22 protein-coding genes, 1 tRNA gene and 5 pseudogenes are annotated in these 19,006 nt (G+C 46.3%); 17 read left to right on the top strand and 11 right to left on the bottom strand.

The window, feature by feature from the left end; genetic code table 11:
- Positions 1-37 precede the first annotated feature (37 nt).
- Together ACQGXV_RS02780 and ACQGXV_RS02775 are read right to left on the bottom strand one after the other, a co-directional pair.
- A complete protein-coding gene (locus ACQGXV_RS02780) occupies positions 38-937 on the bottom strand; it encodes a transposase family protein (protein ID WP_440862939.1) in 900 nt (299 codons plus the stop codon).
- Between the two features lie 87 nt (positions 938-1,024).
- Entirely contained in the window at positions 1,025-1,210 is a 186-nt protein-coding gene (locus ACQGXV_RS02775; RefSeq protein ID WP_440864811.1) for a hypothetical protein, read from the bottom strand.
- A 309-nt stretch (positions 1,211-1,519) separates the two neighbouring features.
- Here ACQGXV_RS02775 and ACQGXV_RS02770 point away from each other — a divergent pair, with 309 nt between their 5' ends.
- Positions 1,520-1,699 carry a hypothetical protein gene (locus ACQGXV_RS02770; protein ID WP_440862896.1) on the top strand — a complete coding sequence of 60 codons (180 nt, stop codon included), beginning with the start codon at positions 1,520-1,522 and terminating at the stop codon, positions 1,697-1,699.
- Positions 1,700-1,726: 27 nt separating this feature from the next.
- Here the strand turns inward: ACQGXV_RS02770 and ACQGXV_RS02765 are convergent, their stop codons facing one another.
- Positions 1,727-2,167, bottom strand: coding sequence for a transposase (locus tag ACQGXV_RS02765; RefSeq protein ID WP_440867182.1), 441 nt, complete (start codon positions 2,165-2,167; stop codon positions 1,727-1,729).
- A 126-nt stretch (positions 2,168-2,293) separates the two neighbouring features.
- Positions 2,294-3,124 (bottom strand): annotated as a pseudogene (locus ACQGXV_RS02760) (IS256 family transposase); the annotation flags it as partial.
- 72 nt (positions 3,125-3,196) lie between these two features.
- Here ACQGXV_RS02760 and ACQGXV_RS02755 point away from each other — a divergent pair.
- The gene (locus ACQGXV_RS02755) at positions 3,197-3,922 is read left to right on the top strand and encodes a transposase family protein (RefSeq protein ID WP_440867180.1); all 726 of its coding nucleotides are present in this window, start codon (positions 3,197-3,199) and stop codon (positions 3,920-3,922) included.
- Between the two features lie 37 nt (positions 3,923-3,959).
- Here the strand turns inward: ACQGXV_RS02755 and ACQGXV_RS02750 are convergent, their stop codons facing one another.
- Positions 3,960-4,370, bottom strand: coding sequence for a hypothetical protein (locus ACQGXV_RS02750; RefSeq protein WP_440864810.1), 411 nt, complete (start codon positions 4,368-4,370; stop codon positions 3,960-3,962).
- Between the two features lie 390 nt (positions 4,371-4,760).
- Here ACQGXV_RS02750 and ACQGXV_RS02745 point away from each other — a divergent pair.
- Positions 4,761-4,836 (top strand) — tRNA-Ala (locus ACQGXV_RS02745).
- A gap of 129 nt (positions 4,837-4,965) precedes the next feature.
- On the opposite strand, the gene ung is transcribed toward ACQGXV_RS02745, so the two are convergent.
- The 4 genes from ung to ACQGXV_RS02725 form a co-directional block, all read right to left on the bottom strand.
- A complete protein-coding gene (gene ung, locus ACQGXV_RS02740) occupies positions 4,966-5,661 on the bottom strand; it encodes a uracil-DNA glycosylase (protein WP_440864809.1) in 696 nt (231 codons plus the stop codon).
- 413 nt (positions 5,662-6,074) lie between these two features.
- Complete coding sequence (locus ACQGXV_RS02735; protein ID WP_440862665.1) at positions 6,075-6,608, bottom strand: IS630 family transposase; 534 nt, start codon at positions 6,606-6,608, stop codon at positions 6,075-6,077.
- On the bottom strand, positions 6,532-6,843 hold the full coding sequence (locus ACQGXV_RS02730; RefSeq protein WP_440864808.1) for an IS630 transposase-related protein: 312 nt from the start codon (positions 6,841-6,843) through the stop codon (positions 6,532-6,534). The genes ACQGXV_RS02735 and ACQGXV_RS02730 overlap by 77 nt, the downstream gene beginning before the upstream one ends.
- Before the next feature lie 120 nt (positions 6,844-6,963).
- Positions 6,964-7,095, bottom strand: a complete 132-nt coding sequence (locus tag ACQGXV_RS02725) for an IS630 transposase-related protein (RefSeq protein ID WP_440864257.1) — start codon at positions 7,093-7,095, stop codon at positions 6,964-6,966.
- A 36-nt stretch (positions 7,096-7,131) separates the two neighbouring features.
- Here ACQGXV_RS02725 and ACQGXV_RS02720 point away from each other — a divergent pair.
- Together ACQGXV_RS02720 and ACQGXV_RS02715 are read left to right on the top strand one after the other, a co-directional pair.
- Positions 7,132-7,959: pseudogene (locus ACQGXV_RS02720) on the top strand (IS256 family transposase); the annotation flags it as partial.
- Positions 7,960-8,136: 177 nt separating this feature from the next.
- Positions 8,137-8,259 (top strand): hypothetical protein, encoded by a 123-nt coding sequence (locus ACQGXV_RS02715; RefSeq protein ID WP_440864807.1) that lies wholly within the window; start codon positions 8,137-8,139, stop codon positions 8,257-8,259.
- Positions 8,260-8,286: 27 nt separating this feature from the next.
- Here the strand turns inward: ACQGXV_RS02715 and srmB are convergent, their stop codons facing one another.
- Positions 8,287-9,627, bottom strand: a complete 1,341-nt coding sequence (gene srmB, locus ACQGXV_RS02710; protein WP_440864806.1) for an ATP-dependent RNA helicase SrmB — start codon at positions 9,625-9,627, stop codon at positions 8,287-8,289.
- Between the two features lie 300 nt (positions 9,628-9,927).
- Between srmB and ACQGXV_RS02705 the strand changes: the two are divergent.
- The 11 genes and pseudogenes from ACQGXV_RS02705 to ACQGXV_RS02655 all read left to right on the top strand — a co-directional run.
- Positions 9,928-10,443 (top strand): annotated as a pseudogene (locus tag ACQGXV_RS02705) (tRNA1(Val) (adenine(37)-N6)-methyltransferase); the annotation flags it as partial.
- 35 nt (positions 10,444-10,478) lie between these two features.
- On the top strand, positions 10,479-10,844 hold the full coding sequence (locus ACQGXV_RS02700) for an IS630 transposase-related protein (RefSeq protein WP_440862584.1): 366 nt from the start codon (positions 10,479-10,481) through the stop codon (positions 10,842-10,844).
- Entirely contained in the window at positions 10,768-11,301 is a 534-nt protein-coding gene (locus ACQGXV_RS02695; RefSeq protein WP_440867179.1) for an IS630 family transposase, read from the top strand. Before ACQGXV_RS02700 ends, ACQGXV_RS02695 begins: the two co-directional genes overlap by 77 nt.
- 113 nt (positions 11,302-11,414) lie before the next feature.
- Positions 11,415-12,314, top strand: coding sequence for a transposase family protein (locus tag ACQGXV_RS02690; protein WP_440864721.1), 900 nt, complete (start codon positions 11,415-11,417; stop codon positions 12,312-12,314).
- Positions 12,315-12,915: 601 nt separating this feature from the next.
- Positions 12,916-13,491 carry an RNA polymerase sigma factor RpoE gene (gene rpoE, locus ACQGXV_RS02685; RefSeq protein WP_440864805.1) on the top strand — a complete coding sequence of 192 codons (576 nt, stop codon included), beginning with the start codon at positions 12,916-12,918 and terminating at the stop codon, positions 13,489-13,491.
- 50 nt (positions 13,492-13,541) lie between these two features.
- Positions 13,542-14,162 carry an anti-sigma-E factor RseA gene (gene rseA / locus ACQGXV_RS02680; protein WP_440864804.1) on the top strand — a complete coding sequence of 207 codons (621 nt, stop codon included), beginning with the start codon at positions 13,542-13,544 and terminating at the stop codon, positions 14,160-14,162.
- Complete coding sequence (gene rseB / locus ACQGXV_RS02675; RefSeq protein WP_440864803.1) at positions 14,162-15,139, top strand: sigma-E factor regulatory protein RseB; 978 nt, start codon at positions 14,162-14,164, stop codon at positions 15,137-15,139. The genes rseA and rseB overlap by 1 nt, the downstream gene beginning before the upstream one ends.
- A 24-nt stretch (positions 15,140-15,163) precedes the next feature.
- Positions 15,164-15,622, top strand: coding sequence for a SoxR-reducing system protein RseC (gene rseC / locus ACQGXV_RS02670; RefSeq protein WP_440864802.1), 459 nt, complete (start codon positions 15,164-15,166; stop codon positions 15,620-15,622).
- Between the two features lie 538 nt (positions 15,623-16,160).
- Positions 16,161-16,703 (top strand): annotated as a pseudogene (locus ACQGXV_RS02665) (tyrosine-type recombinase/integrase); the annotation flags it as partial.
- A 42-nt stretch (positions 16,704-16,745) separates the two neighbouring features.
- Positions 16,746-17,045 (top strand): annotated as a pseudogene (locus ACQGXV_RS02660) (IS630 transposase-related protein); the annotation flags it as partial.
- Positions 17,046-17,134: 89 nt separating this feature from the next.
- The gene (locus tag ACQGXV_RS02655; RefSeq protein ID WP_440863070.1) at positions 17,135-17,662 is read left to right on the top strand and encodes an IS630 family transposase; all 528 of its coding nucleotides are present in this window, start codon (positions 17,135-17,137) and stop codon (positions 17,660-17,662) included.
- A gap of 6 nt (positions 17,663-17,668) precedes the next feature.
- On the opposite strand, the gene ACQGXV_RS02650 is transcribed toward ACQGXV_RS02655, so the two are convergent.
- Positions 17,669-17,965 (bottom strand): hypothetical protein, encoded by a 297-nt coding sequence (locus ACQGXV_RS02650; RefSeq protein ID WP_440864801.1) that lies wholly within the window; start codon positions 17,963-17,965, stop codon positions 17,669-17,671.
- Positions 17,966-18,172: 207 nt separating this feature from the next.
- Between ACQGXV_RS02650 and ACQGXV_RS02645 the strand changes: the two genes are divergently transcribed.
- On the top strand, positions 18,173-18,964 hold the full coding sequence (locus ACQGXV_RS02645; RefSeq protein ID WP_440864800.1) for a transposase family protein: 792 nt from the start codon (positions 18,173-18,175) through the stop codon (positions 18,962-18,964).
- Positions 18,965-19,006: the final 42 nt, after the last annotated feature.

Below are 19,006 nucleotides of genomic sequence, written 5' to 3'. Positions count from 1 at the left end.
TAGTGAAATAAGGGTGTTTCGGTGATTGAAGTAAATTTTACGCTGTTCTGAGATGGAAATTCCAAAGACCGGCGCTAAGGAGTAAGAAGGTATCATCAATAAAGGGTCTACGATTCCGTAAAATTTGGGTCATGCAACCGAGGCGCTTGATACCCGCGATGGCGTGTTCAACTGTAATACGGATGCCCGAGATTATTTTATTTTCTTGTTTTTGTTCAGGCGATAAAGGTCTTTTTCGAGTTCCTTTTTTTGGGATTTGTGTATTAGGATGCTGTTTATCTATACCTTGAAAACCGGTATCTGCCCAGATGGTTACCTCAGGAGGAATATGGCGAATTATATCGACTTTATCGAGTAAGCGTTTATCGTGACGGCGCCCATTTTTGCTCATGGGGATAAATCCAATTTGCCTTGTTTCGTCAGTCATAATAAGCCCTTTTCGAGTGGTCTGTCTTTTCTTTCCCGAATACATTTTTTTTCGCCGACGCAGATTCTTAGGCTTTTGGACAGGTCGCTCTGTCCCATCAATAAAGACGTCTTTAACTCCAGGAAAGGCGCGAAAAAATTCCTCAGCAGAGCGAATTTGACGAGCGGGCAAAACACATTCTCGCCCCAAGGTCATCTCTAAAACCGGCAATAATATTTTTACCCAGCGACATACCCGTGTTCTATCTAAACCAAAAAGAAGCCCTTGCAAATCATAGGTCGGATAACATTTTAAATACAATAAAATAAAAAGCAGTTTATCTAATGGGGTTGGGATAAATCCTTTCTGCCCTGCACCCATCTGCCGCTCGTGATCTTTTCGATTCTTTTTCCGATAAATCAAATAACAAGCTGAAAATTCAGCGGCTAAATTTTTCAATTCTTCGACTGATAATCCAATGATTGCTTTACATAAACGATTATCTCGTAACAACCGCTCTTTGTTGATCATTTCAAACCTTTATTCTCTAAGTTAAACCTCTTTTTATTCTCAATAGCCTGACAAAAAATGCAAGTCTCTATTCAGCAACTAGTTTATTTAAATAATGTAATCAAAATTAAGTCGTTTAGCTATAAAGCTGGCCGCAGGATTTTCGGTGTGCAATTGCGCCGCCAGATCGCGCGCTTTGGTTACCATGGTACGCTGCGCCTGACGCTTGGCACGTTTCGGATCGACCGGTTGGTTGGGATCGGCTTTGGGGGGCTTCTCTTCATACTCTCCCACGCTTATCGTGATTGACGTAGGGTGTGCCGTAAGCAGCGGTGAACGTTTGGGGATGACCACACCGTCTGCCCACCAGATTGACGGGCTGGCAGCCAGATAGCGCTGGAAGGATTCCCCATGATTAAACAGGGTAACAGCACGAATAACCCGCCAAAGGAGTGACCGGCGAGTGTTTGCTGCTGTGGATTAAAGGGGGCGTGTGTTTCTACCCACGGTTTTACACTAAACTAGTTGCTGAATAGAGACTTGCATTTTTTGTCAGGCTATTGAGAATAAAAAGAGGTTTAACTTAGAGAATAAAGGTTTGAAATGATCAACAAAGAGCGGTTGTTACGAGATAATCGTTTATGTAAAGCAATCATTGGATTATCAGTCGAAGAATTGAAAAATTTAGCCGCTGAATTTTCAGCTTGTTATTTGATTTATCGGAAAAAGAATCGAAAAGATCACGAGCGGCAGATGGGTGCAGGGCAGAAAGGGAGTCTGTAAAGAATTTTGTGTAAATGGCTCCATTGCTTAACCGGAGATTCGTTCTCCATACATCAACATGAATTGGCTCATAGCAGGTTTCCAGTCTCTGATTGGCAAGGTCCATTTAGCAGAGATATTATGCAAGGCTAGATAGAGTAATTTTATCACCGAGTCATCCGTTGGAAATATTCGTCGCGTTTTCGTTATCTTGCGCAATGAAGCATTTAACGACTCTATCGCGTTGGTGGTGTAGATAACCTTGCGGATCTCCGGCGGAAAGTCAAAAATGACGATGAGACGTTCCCAATTATTTCTCCACGACGGGCTGATCGTCGGGAACTGCTCATCCCATTTGGCCGCGAAGGCATCCAGGGCCTCTTCAGCGCCCTCTAGCGTTGCGGAACTATAGATAGTGCGCAGGGCTTTGTTGAATAATTTAACCGTTTGATTTACATCTTCTTTAGTTAGAATGCATTTACAGAGAATGTATTTTGTTAGAACGACAAATCAAATAGTTAGCACAATAAAAAGCATTCCGAGAGGAAAAATTAGTCGTTGAAATTTTATAATGCTTATATAAATCAGTATCTTAAATTATTCAACAAAGCCAGTGCGCAGGTCAGCAGCAACGGCCTTACGCTCTTTCCAGCCGACGTAGCGCAGCGAGTTCCGCACCTGATGCACAATGCAGAGCTGTACCCGCGTATGCGGGTAAACAGCTTCAATGGCATCAGGAAAGCCTTTCAGGCCATCGCAGCAGGCGACGAAGATGTCCTTTAGCCCACGATTTTTCAGTTCTGTAATCACAGATAACCAGAACTTGGCCCCCTCAGTTTTGGCTATCCATAGCCCCAGCAGCTCTTTTTCGCCCTGGCCGTTGACGCCGAGGGACTTGTTGGCCACGGCTCCGCCGTCCTGGCTTTTGACAACAATACAGTCAAGGTAAACAATGGGATAAAGCGCATCCAGCGGCCGTTGCTGCCAGCGCTTAACGTCATCCATCACAGCATTGGTCACTTGAGAAATGAAGCCAGCGGAAACATCGACCCCGTAGACTTCTTTAAAGTGAGCCTGAATATCACGGGTTGATAACCCTCTGGAATAGAGAGAAATAATGCGGTCATCGAAGCCGTTAAGCTGTTTTTCGTTCTTACCGATCAGTGTCGGCTCGAAGGTACTATTGCGGTCGCGCGGAATATCGAGCTCGATCTCCCCATTTTGGCTACGTACGCTCTTGGATGTCTTGGCATTGCGGGAGTTGCCTGAATGATTACCTGCCGGGTCATGCTTAGCATACCCAAGGTGCATCTCCATCTCAGCTTCAAGAACCCGTTCCGCCAGTCTTTTAGTCAGCACCTTGAGTAGGCCTGATTCACCCAGCAGATCCTGAGGGGAGTGACAATCTTGAAGCAGTTGGTCAATAAGTTCGTTGCTGATAGGCATTTTGTTATCCTTTGAAGGTTTTCCTCAAAATGCCATTTACACAGATTATTTTACAGTCTCCAGAAAGGATTTATCCCAACCCCATTAGATAAACTGCTTTTTATTTTATTGTATTTAAAATGTTATCCGACCTATGATTTGCAAGGACTTCTTTTTGGTTTAGATAGAACACGGGTATGTCGCTGGGTAAAAATATTATTGCCGGTTTTAGAGATGACCTTGGGGCGAGAATGTGTTTTGCCCGCTCGTCAAATTCGCTCTGCTGAGGAATTTTTTCGCGCCTTTCCTGGAGTTAAAGACGTCTTTATTGATGGGACAGAGCGACCTGTCCAAAAGCCTAAGAATCTGCGTCGGCGAAAAAAAATGTATTCGGGAAAGAAAAGACAGACCACTCGAAAAGGGCTTATTATGACTGACGAAACAAGGCAAATTGGATTTATCCCCATGAGCAAAAATGGGCGCCGTCACGATAAACGCTTACTCGATAAAGTCGATATAATTCGCCATATTCCTCCTGAGGTAACCATCTGGGCAGATACCGGTTTTCAAGGTATAGATAAACAGCATCCTAATACACAAATCCCAAAAAAAGGAACTCGAAAAAGACCTTTATCGCCTGAACAAAAACAAGAAAATAAAATAATCTCGGGCATCCGTATTACAGTTGAACACGCCATCGCGGGTATCAAGCGCCTCGGTTGCATGACCCAAATTTTACGGAATCGTAGACCCTTTATTGATGATACCTTCTTACTCCTTAGCGCCGGTCTTTGGAATTTCCATCTCAGAACAGCGTAAAATTTACTTCAATCACCGAAACACCCTTATTTCACTATTAAGCAACACGCTTACTGTGTTGGATAAACTGATAAAACTGCTCGGCTTCCCCGACCGCACCAAAATCCGGATCGATTGTTGGGGCCGGAGGCGTGTAGTCGCGGGTGCGGGCAGGAATGTCATAACCTTGATCAATACGATAGCCGATGCCGACAATCACAGGCGCAGGTCCCTGCGTGGGGGTGTAACTGTTGACCGCCAGCGTGAACTGGGCATTGGCATCCAGTACATAGAGCACCGGACGTTTCTCCTGTGCGGCAATATCGCGTGGCGTAGCGATAAATACACGGTATAGCCAAGCGACATTATTTTGATAACAGCCAGCTATGCTTCTTTGCCGCATATCAGGGCATAGGATGTAATCATTTTTAAGTCGGTTGGCTATACTGAAGTTGACGGGGGCTTCCATATAGTGTTGCTCAATGCTGAAGTAGCGTTTTGCATTTTCAGAGAGCGTAGCGACAGGGGGCTCTTCCCGTGCGGGTAACAGGGGGCTCTTCCCGTGCGGGTAACAGGCTGGAGGCGATCAGAGTAATAAGCACAACGGGCAAATAGCGCATAACGACCTGTTAAGGTTATGATGGATGAGTAAAAGATGATAATAAAACCCGTTATCATTACCAGCATTTTTTTCTGTTCTTATGCGCGCTATTGCGCCACAAGTGTTGATAAAAGCGGCGCGCTGGCGGCTTTTTCAGCGGTTGACAGCAGAAAGAGATTTAGCCGTTGACACACCTGAGCGGGTTGCATATTATTCGTGCCGTTCACACAGACAATCAGTGTCACCGTCTGGTGTAATGGGGCTATAGCTCAGCTGGGAGAGCGCTTGCATGGCATGCAAGAGGTCAGCGGTTCGATCCCGCTTAGCTCCACCACTTCTTCTTATTTTCGTTTTTTTCCCTGTATTGTCCTCCAAACGTTCGCTATTGCGTAGTAACGTCTCGCCGTGGGATCAGTTCGCAAACAATTTGCATTGCTGTAGCACTGCTTGCGAACTGACGGCATTACTGATCTGTTGCTGAATCCGGTGGCTGCGGCATCCAATCAATTGGCGATTGCCCCTGCTGTTGCAGTAACTGATTCGTCTTGGAAAAGTGGTGACAGCCCAGAAAACCACGGTGTGCTGACAGCGGTGACGGGTGTGGGGATTTCAGCACATGGTGGCGCTGTGTATCGATAATGCTGCCTTTTTTCTGCGCGTGTGCTCCCCATAACAGGAACACGATGCCTTCACGTTTTTCATTTAACGCGCTAATCACGCGATCGGTAAAGGTTTCCCAGCCGAGGTTGGCGTGGGAATGCGCCTGACCGGCCTCTACCGTTAACACGGTGTTTAACAGCAACACACCTTGCTCCGCCCAGCTTTGCAGGCAACCATGCTGCGGGATCGTAAAACCGGGAATATCGTTCGCCAGCTCTTTGTACATGTTCATTAATGACGGCGGTGCGGGAATGCCTGGACGGACGGAGAATGACAGGCCGTGCGCTTGATTAGGCCCGTGATAGGGGTCTTGTCCCAGGATCACTACCTTGACCTGATTGAACTCCGTATAGCGAAAGGCGTTAAACACATCTTTCTGCGGGGGATAAATGATCTTTCCTTCGGCGCGGGCATTGCCGACAAACGTCAACGTTTGCACAAAATAAGGCTGCTCTTTTTCCTGTGCCAAAACGTCATGCCACGTTAGTTCGGTTGTCATCCTGTCCTCGATGCGGGTGTTGTGAAAGAGGGCTGTAGCTTACCGATCTCTGCTCCCAAGGTAAAACACTGTGGCCGGAAAGTTGATGGTAATGAAGGGGGGGTTATAAAAAATTTGAAAATTTACAAAAAAAATTGCATTACACCTTTTGGTTAAAATTGATGTAAAACAATTAATTGCTATCAGCCATGATTTCCACATCTTGAATTAATTGATTTAAATCAAAGATTGGCGGCTAAGGTACTGGTATATAACTACACAAGGTAAATGAATTTCATTTTGTGGTTAAAACCTCGTGTCGGTGAGTATGACAACCCTTCCCAGGTTCAGACACGATTCTGCTGTTTTACGGAGGCAATTATGGTTACTGGCATTCAAATTACTAAAGCTATAGCCAAGCGACTTAATTTTGATTACACCATATGGACTGAGAACAAACTCTCTGTATCGCAACCCATCTCTCTTTTTTTGCTTTTTGCTTGTGCCCATTTATGCTCAATTGGGTTAAGATCTGGCGAATATGTAGGCAAATACTCCACCATATACCCTGCATCGATGATGACTTGTTGAATATTATGTTTTTTGTGAAAAGTGGCATTGTCCATCATGATTACACTGTTTTTAGGGAGTACTGGGATAAGGACTTGTGTGACCCAGGCATAGAAAACATCGCTGTTAATATTGATATCAAATAATCCGATAGCAAACAGCGTTGTGCCTAATAAAGCGCCGATAACATTTGTTCTTCCCCTAGCTCCCCAGTTCTTCAGGCCAAAACACCGTTGACCTTTTGGGGAATAGCCGTGAGTCCGTGGGGCATCGTGTGAAAAACCACTTTCATCAATAAAAACAATAGGTTTACCTTCTTTTTCATACTGTTGTTTTTTTTGTTGAAATCCCTGCCGGGCGTTTTCGTCGGCTTTCGGATGACGTAGAGTTTTTTTTATAGGTCAATCCCAGCTTTTTAAGCGCTTGCCAAATGGCCTTCTGACAAACGCCAAAACGCTCTGCACGTTCTTTTTGGTAAGCATCTGGATATTGTTCAACATCTTTTATCAACTCGGATTTATCGATCTTTCGCTGACGCGTGGTCGATGCTTTTGACTCTATTTGATTAATCCAACGCGAGGCTTTGTTGAATAATTTAAGATACTGATTTATATAAGCATTATAAAATTTCAACGACTAATTTTTCCTCTCGGAATGCTTTTTATTGTGCTAACTATTTGATTTGTCGTTCTAACAAAATACATTCTCTGTAAATGCATTCTAACTAAAGAAGATGTAAATCAAACGGTTAAATTATTCAACAAAGCCCCAACGCGATACAGAGGCAGGGCCAATCCGAAATTGCTTCGCTGTTTCTCGGATACTCAACCCTTCGTTTTTCCGTGTAGATATCACTTTACGTCTAAAATCAATTGAATAGCTCATTTAAATAATGTAATCAAAATTAAGTCGTTTAGCTATACCTTCGAGCCGACACTGATCGGTAAGCACGAAAAGCAGCTTAACGGCTTCGATGACCGCATTATTTCTCTCTATTCCAGAGGGCTATCAACCCGTGATATTCAGGCTCACTTTAAAGAAGTCTACGGGGTCGATGTTTCCGCTGGCTTCATTTCTCAAGTGACCAATGCCGTGATGGATGACGCTAAGCGCTGGCAGCAACGGCCGCTGGATGCGTTTTATCCCATTGTTTACCTTGACTGTATTGTGGTCAAAAGCCAGGACGGCGGAGCCGTGACCAACAAGTCTGTTTACTTGGCTCTAGGCATCAACGGCCAGGGCGAAAAAGAGCTGCTGGGGCTATGGATAGCCAAAACCGAGGGCGCCAAGTTCTGGTTATCTGTAATGACAGAACTGAAAAATCGTGGGCTACAGGACATCTTCATCGCCTGCTGCGATGGCCTGAAGGGCTTTCCTGATGCCATTGAAGCTGTTTACCCGCATACGCGGGTACAGCTCTGCATCGTGCATCAGGTGCGGAACTCGCTGCGCTACGTCGGCTGGAAAGAGCGTAAAGCCGTTGCTGCTGACCTCCGCACTATCTATAGTTCCGCAACGCTAGAGGGCGCTGAAGAGGCCCTGGATGCCTTCGCGGCCAAATGGGATGAGCAGTTCCCGACGATCAGCCCATCGTGGAGAAATAATTGGGAACGTCTCATCGTCATTTTTGATTTTCCGCCGGAGATCCGCAAGGTTATCTACACCACCAACGCGATAGAGTCGTTAAATGCTTCATTGCGCAAGATAACGAAAACGCGACGAATATTTCCAACGGATGAGGCTTTGTTGAATAATTTAAGATACTGATTTATATAAGCATTATAAAATCTCAACGGGCTTTGTTGAATAATTTAACCGTTTGATTTACATCTTCTTTAGTTAGAATACATTCTCTGTAAATGCATTCTAACTAAAGAAGATGTAAATCAAACGGTTAAATTATTCAACAAAGCCACGGATGACTCGGTGCTAAAATTATTCTATCTAGCCTTGCATAATATCTCGGCTAAATGGACCCTACCAATCAGAGACTGGAAATCGGCTATGAGCCAATTCATGTTGATGTATGGAGATCGGATTTCCGGTTAAGCGATGGAGCCATTTACACGAAATTCTTTACAGACTCGCGCCTGAAGGCGTATCGTCCGTTTTCTGCGCAGGCTGGCGGCGCTTACCGACGTTCTTGCTGTCGCGGTGGCGCACTTTCACCTTGGTTTTTTCTTTCTCTTTCTTCTTTTTCTTCTCTTCAGCACGCTTGGCCAGCACTTTTTTCGACGGCTTGCCGTTGGTTTTTTTGCTTGGCGCTTTGGTTTTCGGACGCAGTTCATCGATGACGCGCGCGTTTAACGGCTCATTTAAGTAACGGCTGATTTTACCAAGCAGCAAATGATCGTGGGCTTCTACCAATGAGATGGCACACCCTTTTTTGCCCGCGCGTCCGGTACGTCCAATACGGTGCAAGTAGATATCGGCCGTGAGCGGTAAGTCAAAGTTGAAGACGTGACTGACATCGTTGATATCCAATCCGCGAGCGGCAATGTCTGTAGCAATCAAAACATTGACCAGGCCCTCGCTCAGACGTGTGATGGCCTGATTACGCTTGGCCTGCACCATTTCGCCTTCCAGATGGCAACTGCTGATCCCCGCTTCGCGTAGCCAGGCTGCGAGTTCATGCACGCGCTTGCGTTTACGTACAAACACAATGGCGCGGGTAGTTTCCGGCTGCTTCAGCAAATGTGCCAGCAGCGCGGTTTTGTGTTCAGTATCATCGGCGCGGTAAAGCCATTGCAGAATCTTTTTGCGTTCACGTCGTGAAGGGTCGGCTTCTATCTCTACCGGTTCTTTTAACAGTCGCTCTGCGAAATCCTTGACGGCATTGCCTTCCAGCGTGGCGGAAAACAGCAAGGTTTGTGTGCGCCAGCGAGTTTCGCCGGCAATATGTTCGATATCCTGAGCAAACCCCATGTCGAGCATACGATCTGCTTCGTCCAGAATCAGCGTTTCCACCGCACGGCAGTCAAAGTTTTCTTCTTTGATGTATTGCAGCAGACGCCCCGTTGTTGCCACCACAATATCCTGGTTCTCGCTGAAGACTTCAGCGTGGTTCATGTAGGCCACACCGCCAGTGATGGTTGCCACATCCAGGTGGGTATGCGCCGCCAATGCTTTGGCCTGTTCAGCCACCTGCATCGCCAGTTCACGCGTGGGCGTGACGATCAGAATACGCGGTGGTCCTGATTTTTTACGCGGGAAGTCAATCAGATGCTGCAACACCGGCAGCAGATAGGCTGCTGTTTTTCCTGTTCCTGTTGGCGCGGATCCCAGGACATCTCTCCCGTCCATAGCGGGGGGCATCGCCGCGAGTTGAATGGCAGTGGGGCGCTCGTAGCCCATATCGCGCAAGGCATCTAACAGGCTTTCATCAAGATCAAGATCGGAAAATGGGGTTGCAGTCATGGTCTACCTCTGTTTGGGGCGCTGATTATAGACGCATTACGCCTGTACTTCATCATCTGTTTATATACCCATCATACTTCACGTTGCCTGTGCGTTGGCTGCACTCGTTCACCCGAATCATTGACCTGAATAAACTCATCGGGATTCTTCCCCTTGCCGCCTGCATGCAACCCGAATTATTTTGGCTATATACCCCTATATTTCATGCTTTACCGATTAACACGCTTTGCTCGGCGGGGTGCTTTCCCTGTTGCAGGGATTCCCTTATGCTACGGCGGTTTTCAGGAGGAGCAGTTCATCATGCATCAGCACGCAGCGCGAGCACAAACATTGCGGCGCAACGGGTTCACGTTTAAACAATTTTTTGTCGCGCACGATCGGTGTGCGATGAAAGTGGGTACGGATGCCATTTTGCTCGGTGCCTGGGCTCCGGTGCCGCAAACGGGTTGTGTGCTGGATATTGGCTGTGGTTCCGGCATTATCACCCTGATGCTGGCACAGCGTAGCCCGGATACGGTGACGATTGATGCGGTTGAGGTAGAGCCTGACGCTAGCATGCAGGCACAAGAGAATCGGCAGGCCTCTCCGTGGGCATCACGTATCAGCGTGGTAAATCGTGATATTGAGACATTTACGGCACAAACGGCATCGCGTTACGCGTTGATTGTCAGTAATCCTCCTTATTTTGCACCCGGTAGTGCGTGCCGGACCGAGGCGCGCAGCACGGCCCGCTATACCGAGAGTTTGTCCCATGAAACTTTGCTCCATTGTGCCTACAGGCTGCTGGAGCCGGAAGGGCGTTTCTGTGTTGTACTATAGCTAAACGACTTAATTTTGATTACATTATTTAAATGAGCTATTCAATTGATTTTAGACGTAAAGTGATATCTACACGGAAAAACGAAGGGTTGAGTATCCGAGAAACAGCGAAGCAATTTCGGATTGGCCCTGCCTCTGTATCGCGTTGGATTAATCAAATAGAGTCAAAAGCATCGACCACGCGTCAGCGAAAGATCGATAAATCCGAGTTGATAAAAGATGTTGAACAATATCCAGATGCTTACCAAAAAGAACGTGCAGAGCGTTTTGGCGTTTGTCAGAAGGCCATTTGGCAAGCGCTTAAAAAGCTGGGATTGACCTATAAAAAAAACTCTACGTCATCCGAAAGCCGACGAAAACGCCCGGCAGGGATTTCAACAAAAAAAACAACAGTATGAAAAAGAAGGTAAACCTATTGTTTTTATTGATGAAAGTGGTTTTTCACACGATACCCCACGGACTCACGGCTATTCCCCAAAAGGTCAACGGTGTTTTGGCCTGAAGAACTGGGGAGCTAGGGGAAGAACAAATGTTATCGGCGCTTTATTAGGCACAACGCTGTTTGCTATCGGATTATTTGATATCAATATTAACAGCGATGTTTTCTATGCCTGGGTCACACAAGTCCTTATCCCAGTACTCCCTAAAAACAGTGTAATCATGATGGACAATGCCACTTTTCACAAAAAACATAATATTCAACAAGTCATCATCGATGCAGGGTATATGGTGGAGTATTTGCCTACATATTCGCCAGATCTTAACCCAATTGAGCATAAATGGGCACAAGCAAAAAGCAAAAAAAGAGAGATGGGTTGCGATACAGAGAGTTTGTTCTCAGTCCATATGGTGTAATCAAAATTAAGTCGCTTGGCTATACCAAAAACTAGTTGCTGAATAGAGACTTGCATTTTTTGTCAGGCTATTGAGAATAAAAAGAGGTTTAACTTAGAGAATAAAGGTTTGAAATGATCAACAAAGAGCGGTTGTTACGAGATAATCGTTTATGTAAAGCAATCATTGGATTATCAGTCGAAGAATTGAAAAATTTAGCCGCTGAATTTTCAGCTTGTTATTTGATTTATCGGAAAAAGAATCGAAAAGATCACGAGCGGCAGATGGGTGCAGGGCAGAAAGGATTTATCCCAACCCCATTAGATAAACTGCTTTTTATTTTATTGTATTTAAAATGTTATCCGACCTATGATTTGCAAGGACTTCTTTTTGGTTTAGATAGAACACGGGTATGTCGCTGGGTAAAAATATTATTGCCGGTTTTAGAGATGACCTTGGGGCGAGAATGTGTTTTGCCCGCTCGTCAAATTCGCTCTACTGAGGAATTTTTTCGCGCCTTTCCTGGAGTTAAAGACGTCTTTATTGATGGGACAGAGCGACCTGTCCAAAAGCCTAAGAATCTGCGTCGGCGAAAAAAAATGTATTCGGGAAAGAAAAGACAGACCACTCGAAAAGCGCTTATTATGACTGACGAAACAAGGCAAATTGGATTTATCCCCATGAGCAAAAATGGGCGCCGTCACGATAAACGCTTACTCGATAAAGTCGATATAATTCGCCATATTCCTCCTGAGGTAACCATCTGGGCAGATACCGGTTTTCAAGGTATAGATAAACAGCATCCTAATACACAAATCCCAAAAAAAGGAACTCGAAAAAGACCTTTATCGCCTGAACAAAAACAAGAAAATAAAATAATCTCGGGCATCCGTATTACAGTTGAACACGCCATCGCGGGTATCAAGCGCCTCGGTTGCATGACCCAAATTTTACGGAATCGTAGACCCTTTATTGATGATACCTTCTTACTCCTTAGCGCCGGTCTTTGGAATTTCCATCTCAGAACAGCGTAAAATTTACTTCAATCACCGAAACACCCTTATTTCACTATTAAGCAACACGCTTCAAGTCAGGTAGCCAGTGATTTTTGCATCACGGCATGCCAACAAGGGGGGTCGATACGTCAGCGGCTGGCGGTGCGAGAGAGGGCTGAAGGCCAACCGCATCGGGAACTGTTGACTCTGGCGAAGCAAGCGGGCGCCTGCGAGGGGCGAATGCTGATTGTTCGCGCAGAAGATGGCAGCTACTCTGATGATTTCCGTGCATTGACCAAGGATTTCTATTTATTTATGTAGGATATTCCTTGTCGTTAACGAGGGCGGAGCACTCTACAGAGTGCTAACGGTGCTATTGAACGCTTTTTCGCGTATGATCCCCTGACTTTCCCCGCTAAAGAACAGAAAGCTGCGCGACGTGTACGGATGTAAACGCCGACGCGCGAAGACACATGGGGCAGGCTGAGCAGCACAAATAAAGAAGAAGGAACCAACGTTATCGGGAACTTTTTTTCACCGGCGATGTCCGACTTACAGCTTGCTCAGATTATTCAATAACGACATGGCTGGCAGTACTATTTTTACGTGTGGAGAAAGGTTTGAGGAGACATTACCTCGGATGAGCGAGCAGCTAGCGGATCGCATTCTGGTCGAACGTGTCCAGAAAGGCGACCAGAAATCTTTTAATTTGCTGGTGGTGCGCTACCAGCACAAAGTGTCGAACCTGGTGTCACGGTATGTTCCTCCTGGGGATGTGCCGGATGTGGTGCAGGAGTCGTTTATTAAAGCCTATCGCGCGTTGGAGTCTTTTCGCGGCGATAGTGCGTTCTACACCTGGTTGTATCGCATTGCGGTCAATACGGCCAAAAATTATCTGATTGCTCAGGGGCGGCGACCACCGTTGAGCGACGTTGATGCCAATGACGCTGAAAATTATGAAACCGCCAGCGCATTAAAAGAAATATCGAACCCTGAGAACTTAATGTTGTCAGAGGAATTGAGAAGTATCGTGTTTCGAACCATTGAAGCGTTGCCAGAAGATTTACGGATGGCGATTACGCTACGCGAACTTGATGGCCTGAGTTATGAAGAAATAGCCGCCATTATGGATTGCCCGGTCGGCACTGTTCGTTCTCGCATATTCCGTGCGCGAGAAGCGATCGATAACAAAGTACAACCGCTAATTCAACGTTAACCCGGTTTTCGCGTTAACCATGATGGATTTGACAAGGTAAGGGTATGGGTATGCAGAAAGAGAAACTTTCCGCTTTAATGGACGGCGAGGCAGCGGATACCGAACTGCTTAACACATTGGGGCGGGATGCTGAACTGCAAAAAAGTTGGCAAAGTTACCATTTGATTCGCGATACGCTGCGTGGTGACGTGGCGCAGAGTGTCATTGAAATCGACATTGCCGCACGCGTTGCGCAGGCTATTCCCGAAGCACAGCCTCATCCCGATACCTGTTCGCGTTTGTCGTTCTGGGACAAAGTGCGTCCTTGGGCAAGCCAGTTGACTCAGGTCGGTGTAGCTGCCTGTGTCTCACTGGCCGTGATCGTTGGCGTGCAAATGCAACGCTCCCCGGATCAAGCACCGGAAGCGCAAAACGACATGCCTGCGTTCAGTACGCTTCCCGCCATGGGCACCGCCTCTCCGGTCAGCCTGGTCGTACCGTCTGAAAACGTGGTGTCGCACGGTGGTCAACGTCAGGTTGGAGCACAACGCAACCGCATCAATGTCATGTTGCAGGACTATGAGTTGCAGCGCCGCCTCCATTCGGAGCCGTTGCAAGGTCAGCAATATGAAGAACAGCAGGCCGCTATTCAGGTGCCTGGCACTCAATCTTTAGGAACGCAATCTCGTTAATGAAGCGTGTTGGATTTGCTTTTTGCATTCTGCTCGGTTTCTTACCCTATTCAACAACCGTCCTGGCGCAGCCTGCGTCAGGTAAGGTGTTGCAGCCTCAGCCCTCGTCCTCGCTGCAACAGATGGGCAATGCTATTCGGGCATTGAATTATGAAATACATTTCATCAATATCTCACGGCAGGGCATCGAATCTCTGCGCTATCGGCATGCCCGTATAGATAACCGTCCATTGGCACAGTTGCTGTTTATGGATGGGCCTCGCAGAGAAATCGTGCAGCGAGACCGTGACATCAGTTACTTTGATACCGATCTCGAGCCCTTCTCGCTTACCGGCGATCACATTATCGACTCGTTCCCCAGCCTGGTTTATGCCGATCATCAATCGCTGTCTGCGTTCTATGACTTCATTCCGGCGGCAGGCAGAGTGCGTATCGTCGATCGCCTGTGTGAAGGCATGCGTATTATTTCCCGGGACGGGACACGTTATAGCTACAGCGTATGGTTTGATGTTGCAACCAAACTGCCGTTGCGTATTGATTTGCAGGATCGCAACGGGGAACGGATGGAGCAATTTCTGGTGACATCGCTGGTGGTCAGTGATGATATCCGTGAGACGTTACGCCCATTATTGAGCGAAGGGTTACCGCCATTGCTGACTACACCGTCGGTTGAAACGGTTGACCTGACCTGGATCCCTGAATGGCTGCCGCAGGGCATGAAAGAGATCTCCCGTACCCGCAGAACTCTGCCTGGGATCAGCATCCCGGTTGAATCGCGCCTGTTCAGTGATGGTTTATTCAGCTTTTCTGTTAATATCACGCCATCGTCAGAATCCCGTGCCGAGCAGTATGTCACAACGGGGAGGCGAAGCGTACACACAGAAATTCGCAATGGGTATGAAATAACCGTCGTGGGCGAATTACCCCCTACCACGGCTAAACGCATTGCGGATAATGTTATTTTTCAATCGCAGTAAATTTGCAAGATGTAGGGCGCAGGTATGATCAAAGAGTGGGCGACCGTGGTTTCCTGGCACGATGGCATGGCGGTGTTGCACTGTGAGCAGCGTTCCGGGTGCAGCGGTTGTCAGTCACGTAAAACCTGTGGCACCGGCCTTCTGAGTGAATTAGGACGCTCCGCTGAACAGGCGCTGCACGTTCCGTGTGAGCAGCCCTTGCTGCCTGGCCAACGCGTTGAATTGGGTATTTCTGAAAGTAGCCTGCTGCGTTCTGCCATGTTGGTCTATCTGGTACCGCTGTTAGGCTTGTTCGCAGGGGCGGGATTGCTACAGGCACTGTTCGCCAACGATCTGGCGGCGGTGCTGGGCGCACTGCTGGGTGCCGCGTTGGCGTTTATTCTGGTACGCGGCTGGTCGCTTAAATTAGGCGAAAAACGTCACTACCGCCCGGTTATTTTGCAAATAGCCCTGCCGGGGCAGCCGTTACAAATCGAATCCTGAACCTCATTTAACCGGGCGAGGCGCTGCGCCACCCGGTCGTTTCTCACCGAGATATTCTCCGTCCAACGCGCGCGCGTTGGTCCTTAAACGTCATCTTTTTCCCGGTTGTCTGCCATGATGGAATAAAAGCGCCATAATCAAAGGGAATACGGGTTGATGACTAGGTTTTCCGGCGTCTGACATGTAGAATGCATCCGTTCTGGTGAAAGGGGAAGGCATTGCCGCCATTTTCATCGCATGCGCATGCCAGACGGCAAGAATTTCAGAAATACCAAGGTAGAAAAACTTTCATAATGAAGCATATACGAAATTTCTCCATTATTGCCCATATCGAAAATTGACTGCAAGTCAAGAAGCGGCAAGTTCCGCCAAATTCCCCAAAAAAACTCCGCCAATGCTGCGTTTATCAAAAAACCAGTTCGACAAGCTACGACAACTTTAGCCCTGTTAAGTCATCATTTTTGTGTCCATCTGTGTGTCCATATTTTATCATTGTCTCTATATCCGTGTCCGTGGTGGACACGGTGAGGAGTAAATCATTTCTATTTCAGATGGTTACCTGAAAGCTTGTTTGAACAAAGAACGGGCAAAGGTAGAAGAAAAGGCGGATCGAGATGGCTTGTGGGTGAGGATATCAAAAAAAGGGGCTGTGACTTTCTTTTACCGCTATCGATTCCTTGGGAAGCAAGACAAAATGACGCTTGGAGGCTACCCGGCTCTGACGCTCAAAGCCGCACGCGAAGAAGTGGAGCTATGGGCGTCAGTGCTGGTTGGCGGCGAAAATCCAAAGATAAGGCGAGATCTAGAGCGCAACAAGATATCGGCACGCTACACGTTCGAAGAGTTATTCCGAGAGTGGCACGGGGTCGTCTGTATTCAAAAAGGCAATGCAGCACAAGTGCTACGCTCGTTTGAAATACACGTTTTCCCCCGCATCGGGAAGTATCCAGCGGCAGAACTGACGATCCATAACTGGTTAACTCTACTTGATAAGATGGCAAAAGCCTACTCTGAGGTCACGCGCCGGATTATCAGTAACGGCAAACAGTGTTATTCATGGGCTGTAAAGCGTCAGCTGCTCAGTGTTATAGCTAAACGACTTAATTTTGATTACATTATTTAAATGAGCTATTCAATTGATTTTAGACGTAAAGTGATATCTACACGGAAAAACGAAGGGTTGAGTATCCGAGAAACAGCGAAGCAATTTCGGATTGGCCCTGCCTCTGTATCGCGTTGGATTAATCAAATAGAGTCAAAAGCATCGACCACGCGTCAGCGAAAGATCGATAAATCCGAGTTGATAAAAGATGTTGAACAATATCCAGATGCTTACCAAAAAGAACGTGCAGAGCGTTTTGGCGTTTGTCAGAAGGCCATTTGGCAAGCGCTTAAAAAGCTGGGATTGACCTATAAAAAAAACTCTATAGCCAACCGACTTAAAAATGATTACATCCTATGCCCTGATATGCGGCAAAGAAGCATAGCTGGCTGTTATCAAAATAATGTCGCTTGGCTATACGTCATCCGAAAGCCGACGAAAACGCCCGGCAGGGATTTCAACAAAAAAAACAACAGTATGAAAAAGAAGGTAAACCTATTGTTTTTATTGATGAAAGTGGTTTTTCACACGATGTCCCACGGACTCACGGCTATTCCCCAAAAGGTCAACGGTGTTTTGGCCTGAAGAACTGGGGAGCTAGGGGAAGAACAAATGTTATCGGCGCTTTATTAGGCACAACGCTGTTTGCTATCGGATTATTTGATATCAATATTAACAGCGATGTTTTCTATGCCTGGGTCACACAAGTCCTTATCCCAGTACTCCCTAAAAACAGTGTAATCATGATGGACAATGCCACTTTTCACAAAAAACATAATATTCAACAAGTCATCATCGATGCAGGGTATATGGTGGAGTATTTGCCTACATATTCGCCAGATCTTAACCCAATTGAGCATAAATGGGCACAAGCAAAAAGCAAAAAAAGAGAGATGGGTTGCGATACAGAGAGTTTGTTCTCAGTCCATATGGTGTAATCAAAATTAAGTCGCTTGGCTATAACGTTTTCCCCGATGAGGAAGTTGCTGATATAGCTCCCCGCCAGCCTGTCTCTCCTGCAGGATATAGCGATATAGCGTATTCTTGCTGACAGATATACCGAATTCCAGGTGCAAACGGCCACTGATAATTTCAGGTGAAGAGTGAGTGGAAAGCGCCTGCCTGATGAAGTTCTGAATGTGTGGCTCCAACTGGTAAAAAGCATTGTTTGGCAGAGGCTTATGACGGCGTTCCCGGGCCAGAGTGTCCGCCCTTCTACAGCAGTAGACTGTAGTGGTCAACTAAATTTGGCCACCCCACCTGACTGTTGATGGAACAGCCGTTCTGATTCATTTGGTGTTAACCCACCGTTATACCAGTGAGGTCTGACATCGCTATAATAATGGGTTATGTAGCGAATAATAAACTAGTTGCTGAATAGAGACTTGCATTTTTTGTCAGGCTATTGAGAATAAAAAGAGGTTTAACTTAGAGAATAAAGGTTTGAAATGATCAACAAAGAGCGGTTGTTACGAGATAATCGTTTATGTAAAGCAATCATTGGATTATCAGTCGAAGAATTGAAAAATTTAGCCGCTGAATTTTCAGCTTGTTATTTGATTTATCGGAAAAAGAATCGAAAAGATCACGAGCGGCAGATGGGTGCAGGGCAGAAAGGATTTATCCCAACCCCATTAGATAAACTGCTTTTTATTTTATTGTATTTAAAATGTTATCCGACCTATGATTTGCAAGGGCTTCTTTTTGGTTTAGATAGAACACGGGTATGTCGCTGGGTAAAAATATTATTGCCGGTTTTAGAAATGACCTTGGGGCGAGAATGTGTTTTGCCCGCTCGTCAAATTCGCTCTGCTGAGGAATTTTTTCGCGCCTTTCCTGGAGTTAAAGACGTCTTTATTGATGGGACAGAGCGACCTGTCCAAAAGCCTAAGAATCTGCGTCGGCGAAAAAAAATGTATTCGGGAAAGAAAAGACAGACCACTCGAAAAGGGCTTATTATGACTGACGAAACAAGGCAAATTGGATTTATCCCCATGAGCAAAAATGGGCGCCGTCACGATAAACGCTTACTCGATAAAGTCGATATAATTCGCCATATTCCTCCTGAGGTAACCATCTGGGCAGATACCGGTTTTCAAGGTATAGATAAACAGCATCCTAATACACAAATCCCAAAAAAAGGAACTCGAAAAAGACCTTTATCGCCTGAACAAAAACAAGAAAATAAAATAATCTCGGGCATCCGTATTACAGTTGAACACGCCATCGCGAGACTGTAAAATAATCTGTGTAAATGGCATTTTGAGGAAAACCTTCAAAGG

This window comes from Symbiopectobacterium purcellii (assembly GCF_052050035.1).
Classification (GTDB): domain Bacteria; phylum Pseudomonadota; class Gammaproteobacteria; order Enterobacterales; family Enterobacteriaceae; genus Symbiopectobacterium; species Symbiopectobacterium purcellii_A.
The sequence above is the reverse complement of the archived record's forward strand: the minus strand, read 5'-3'. Positions and strand labels throughout refer to the sequence as shown.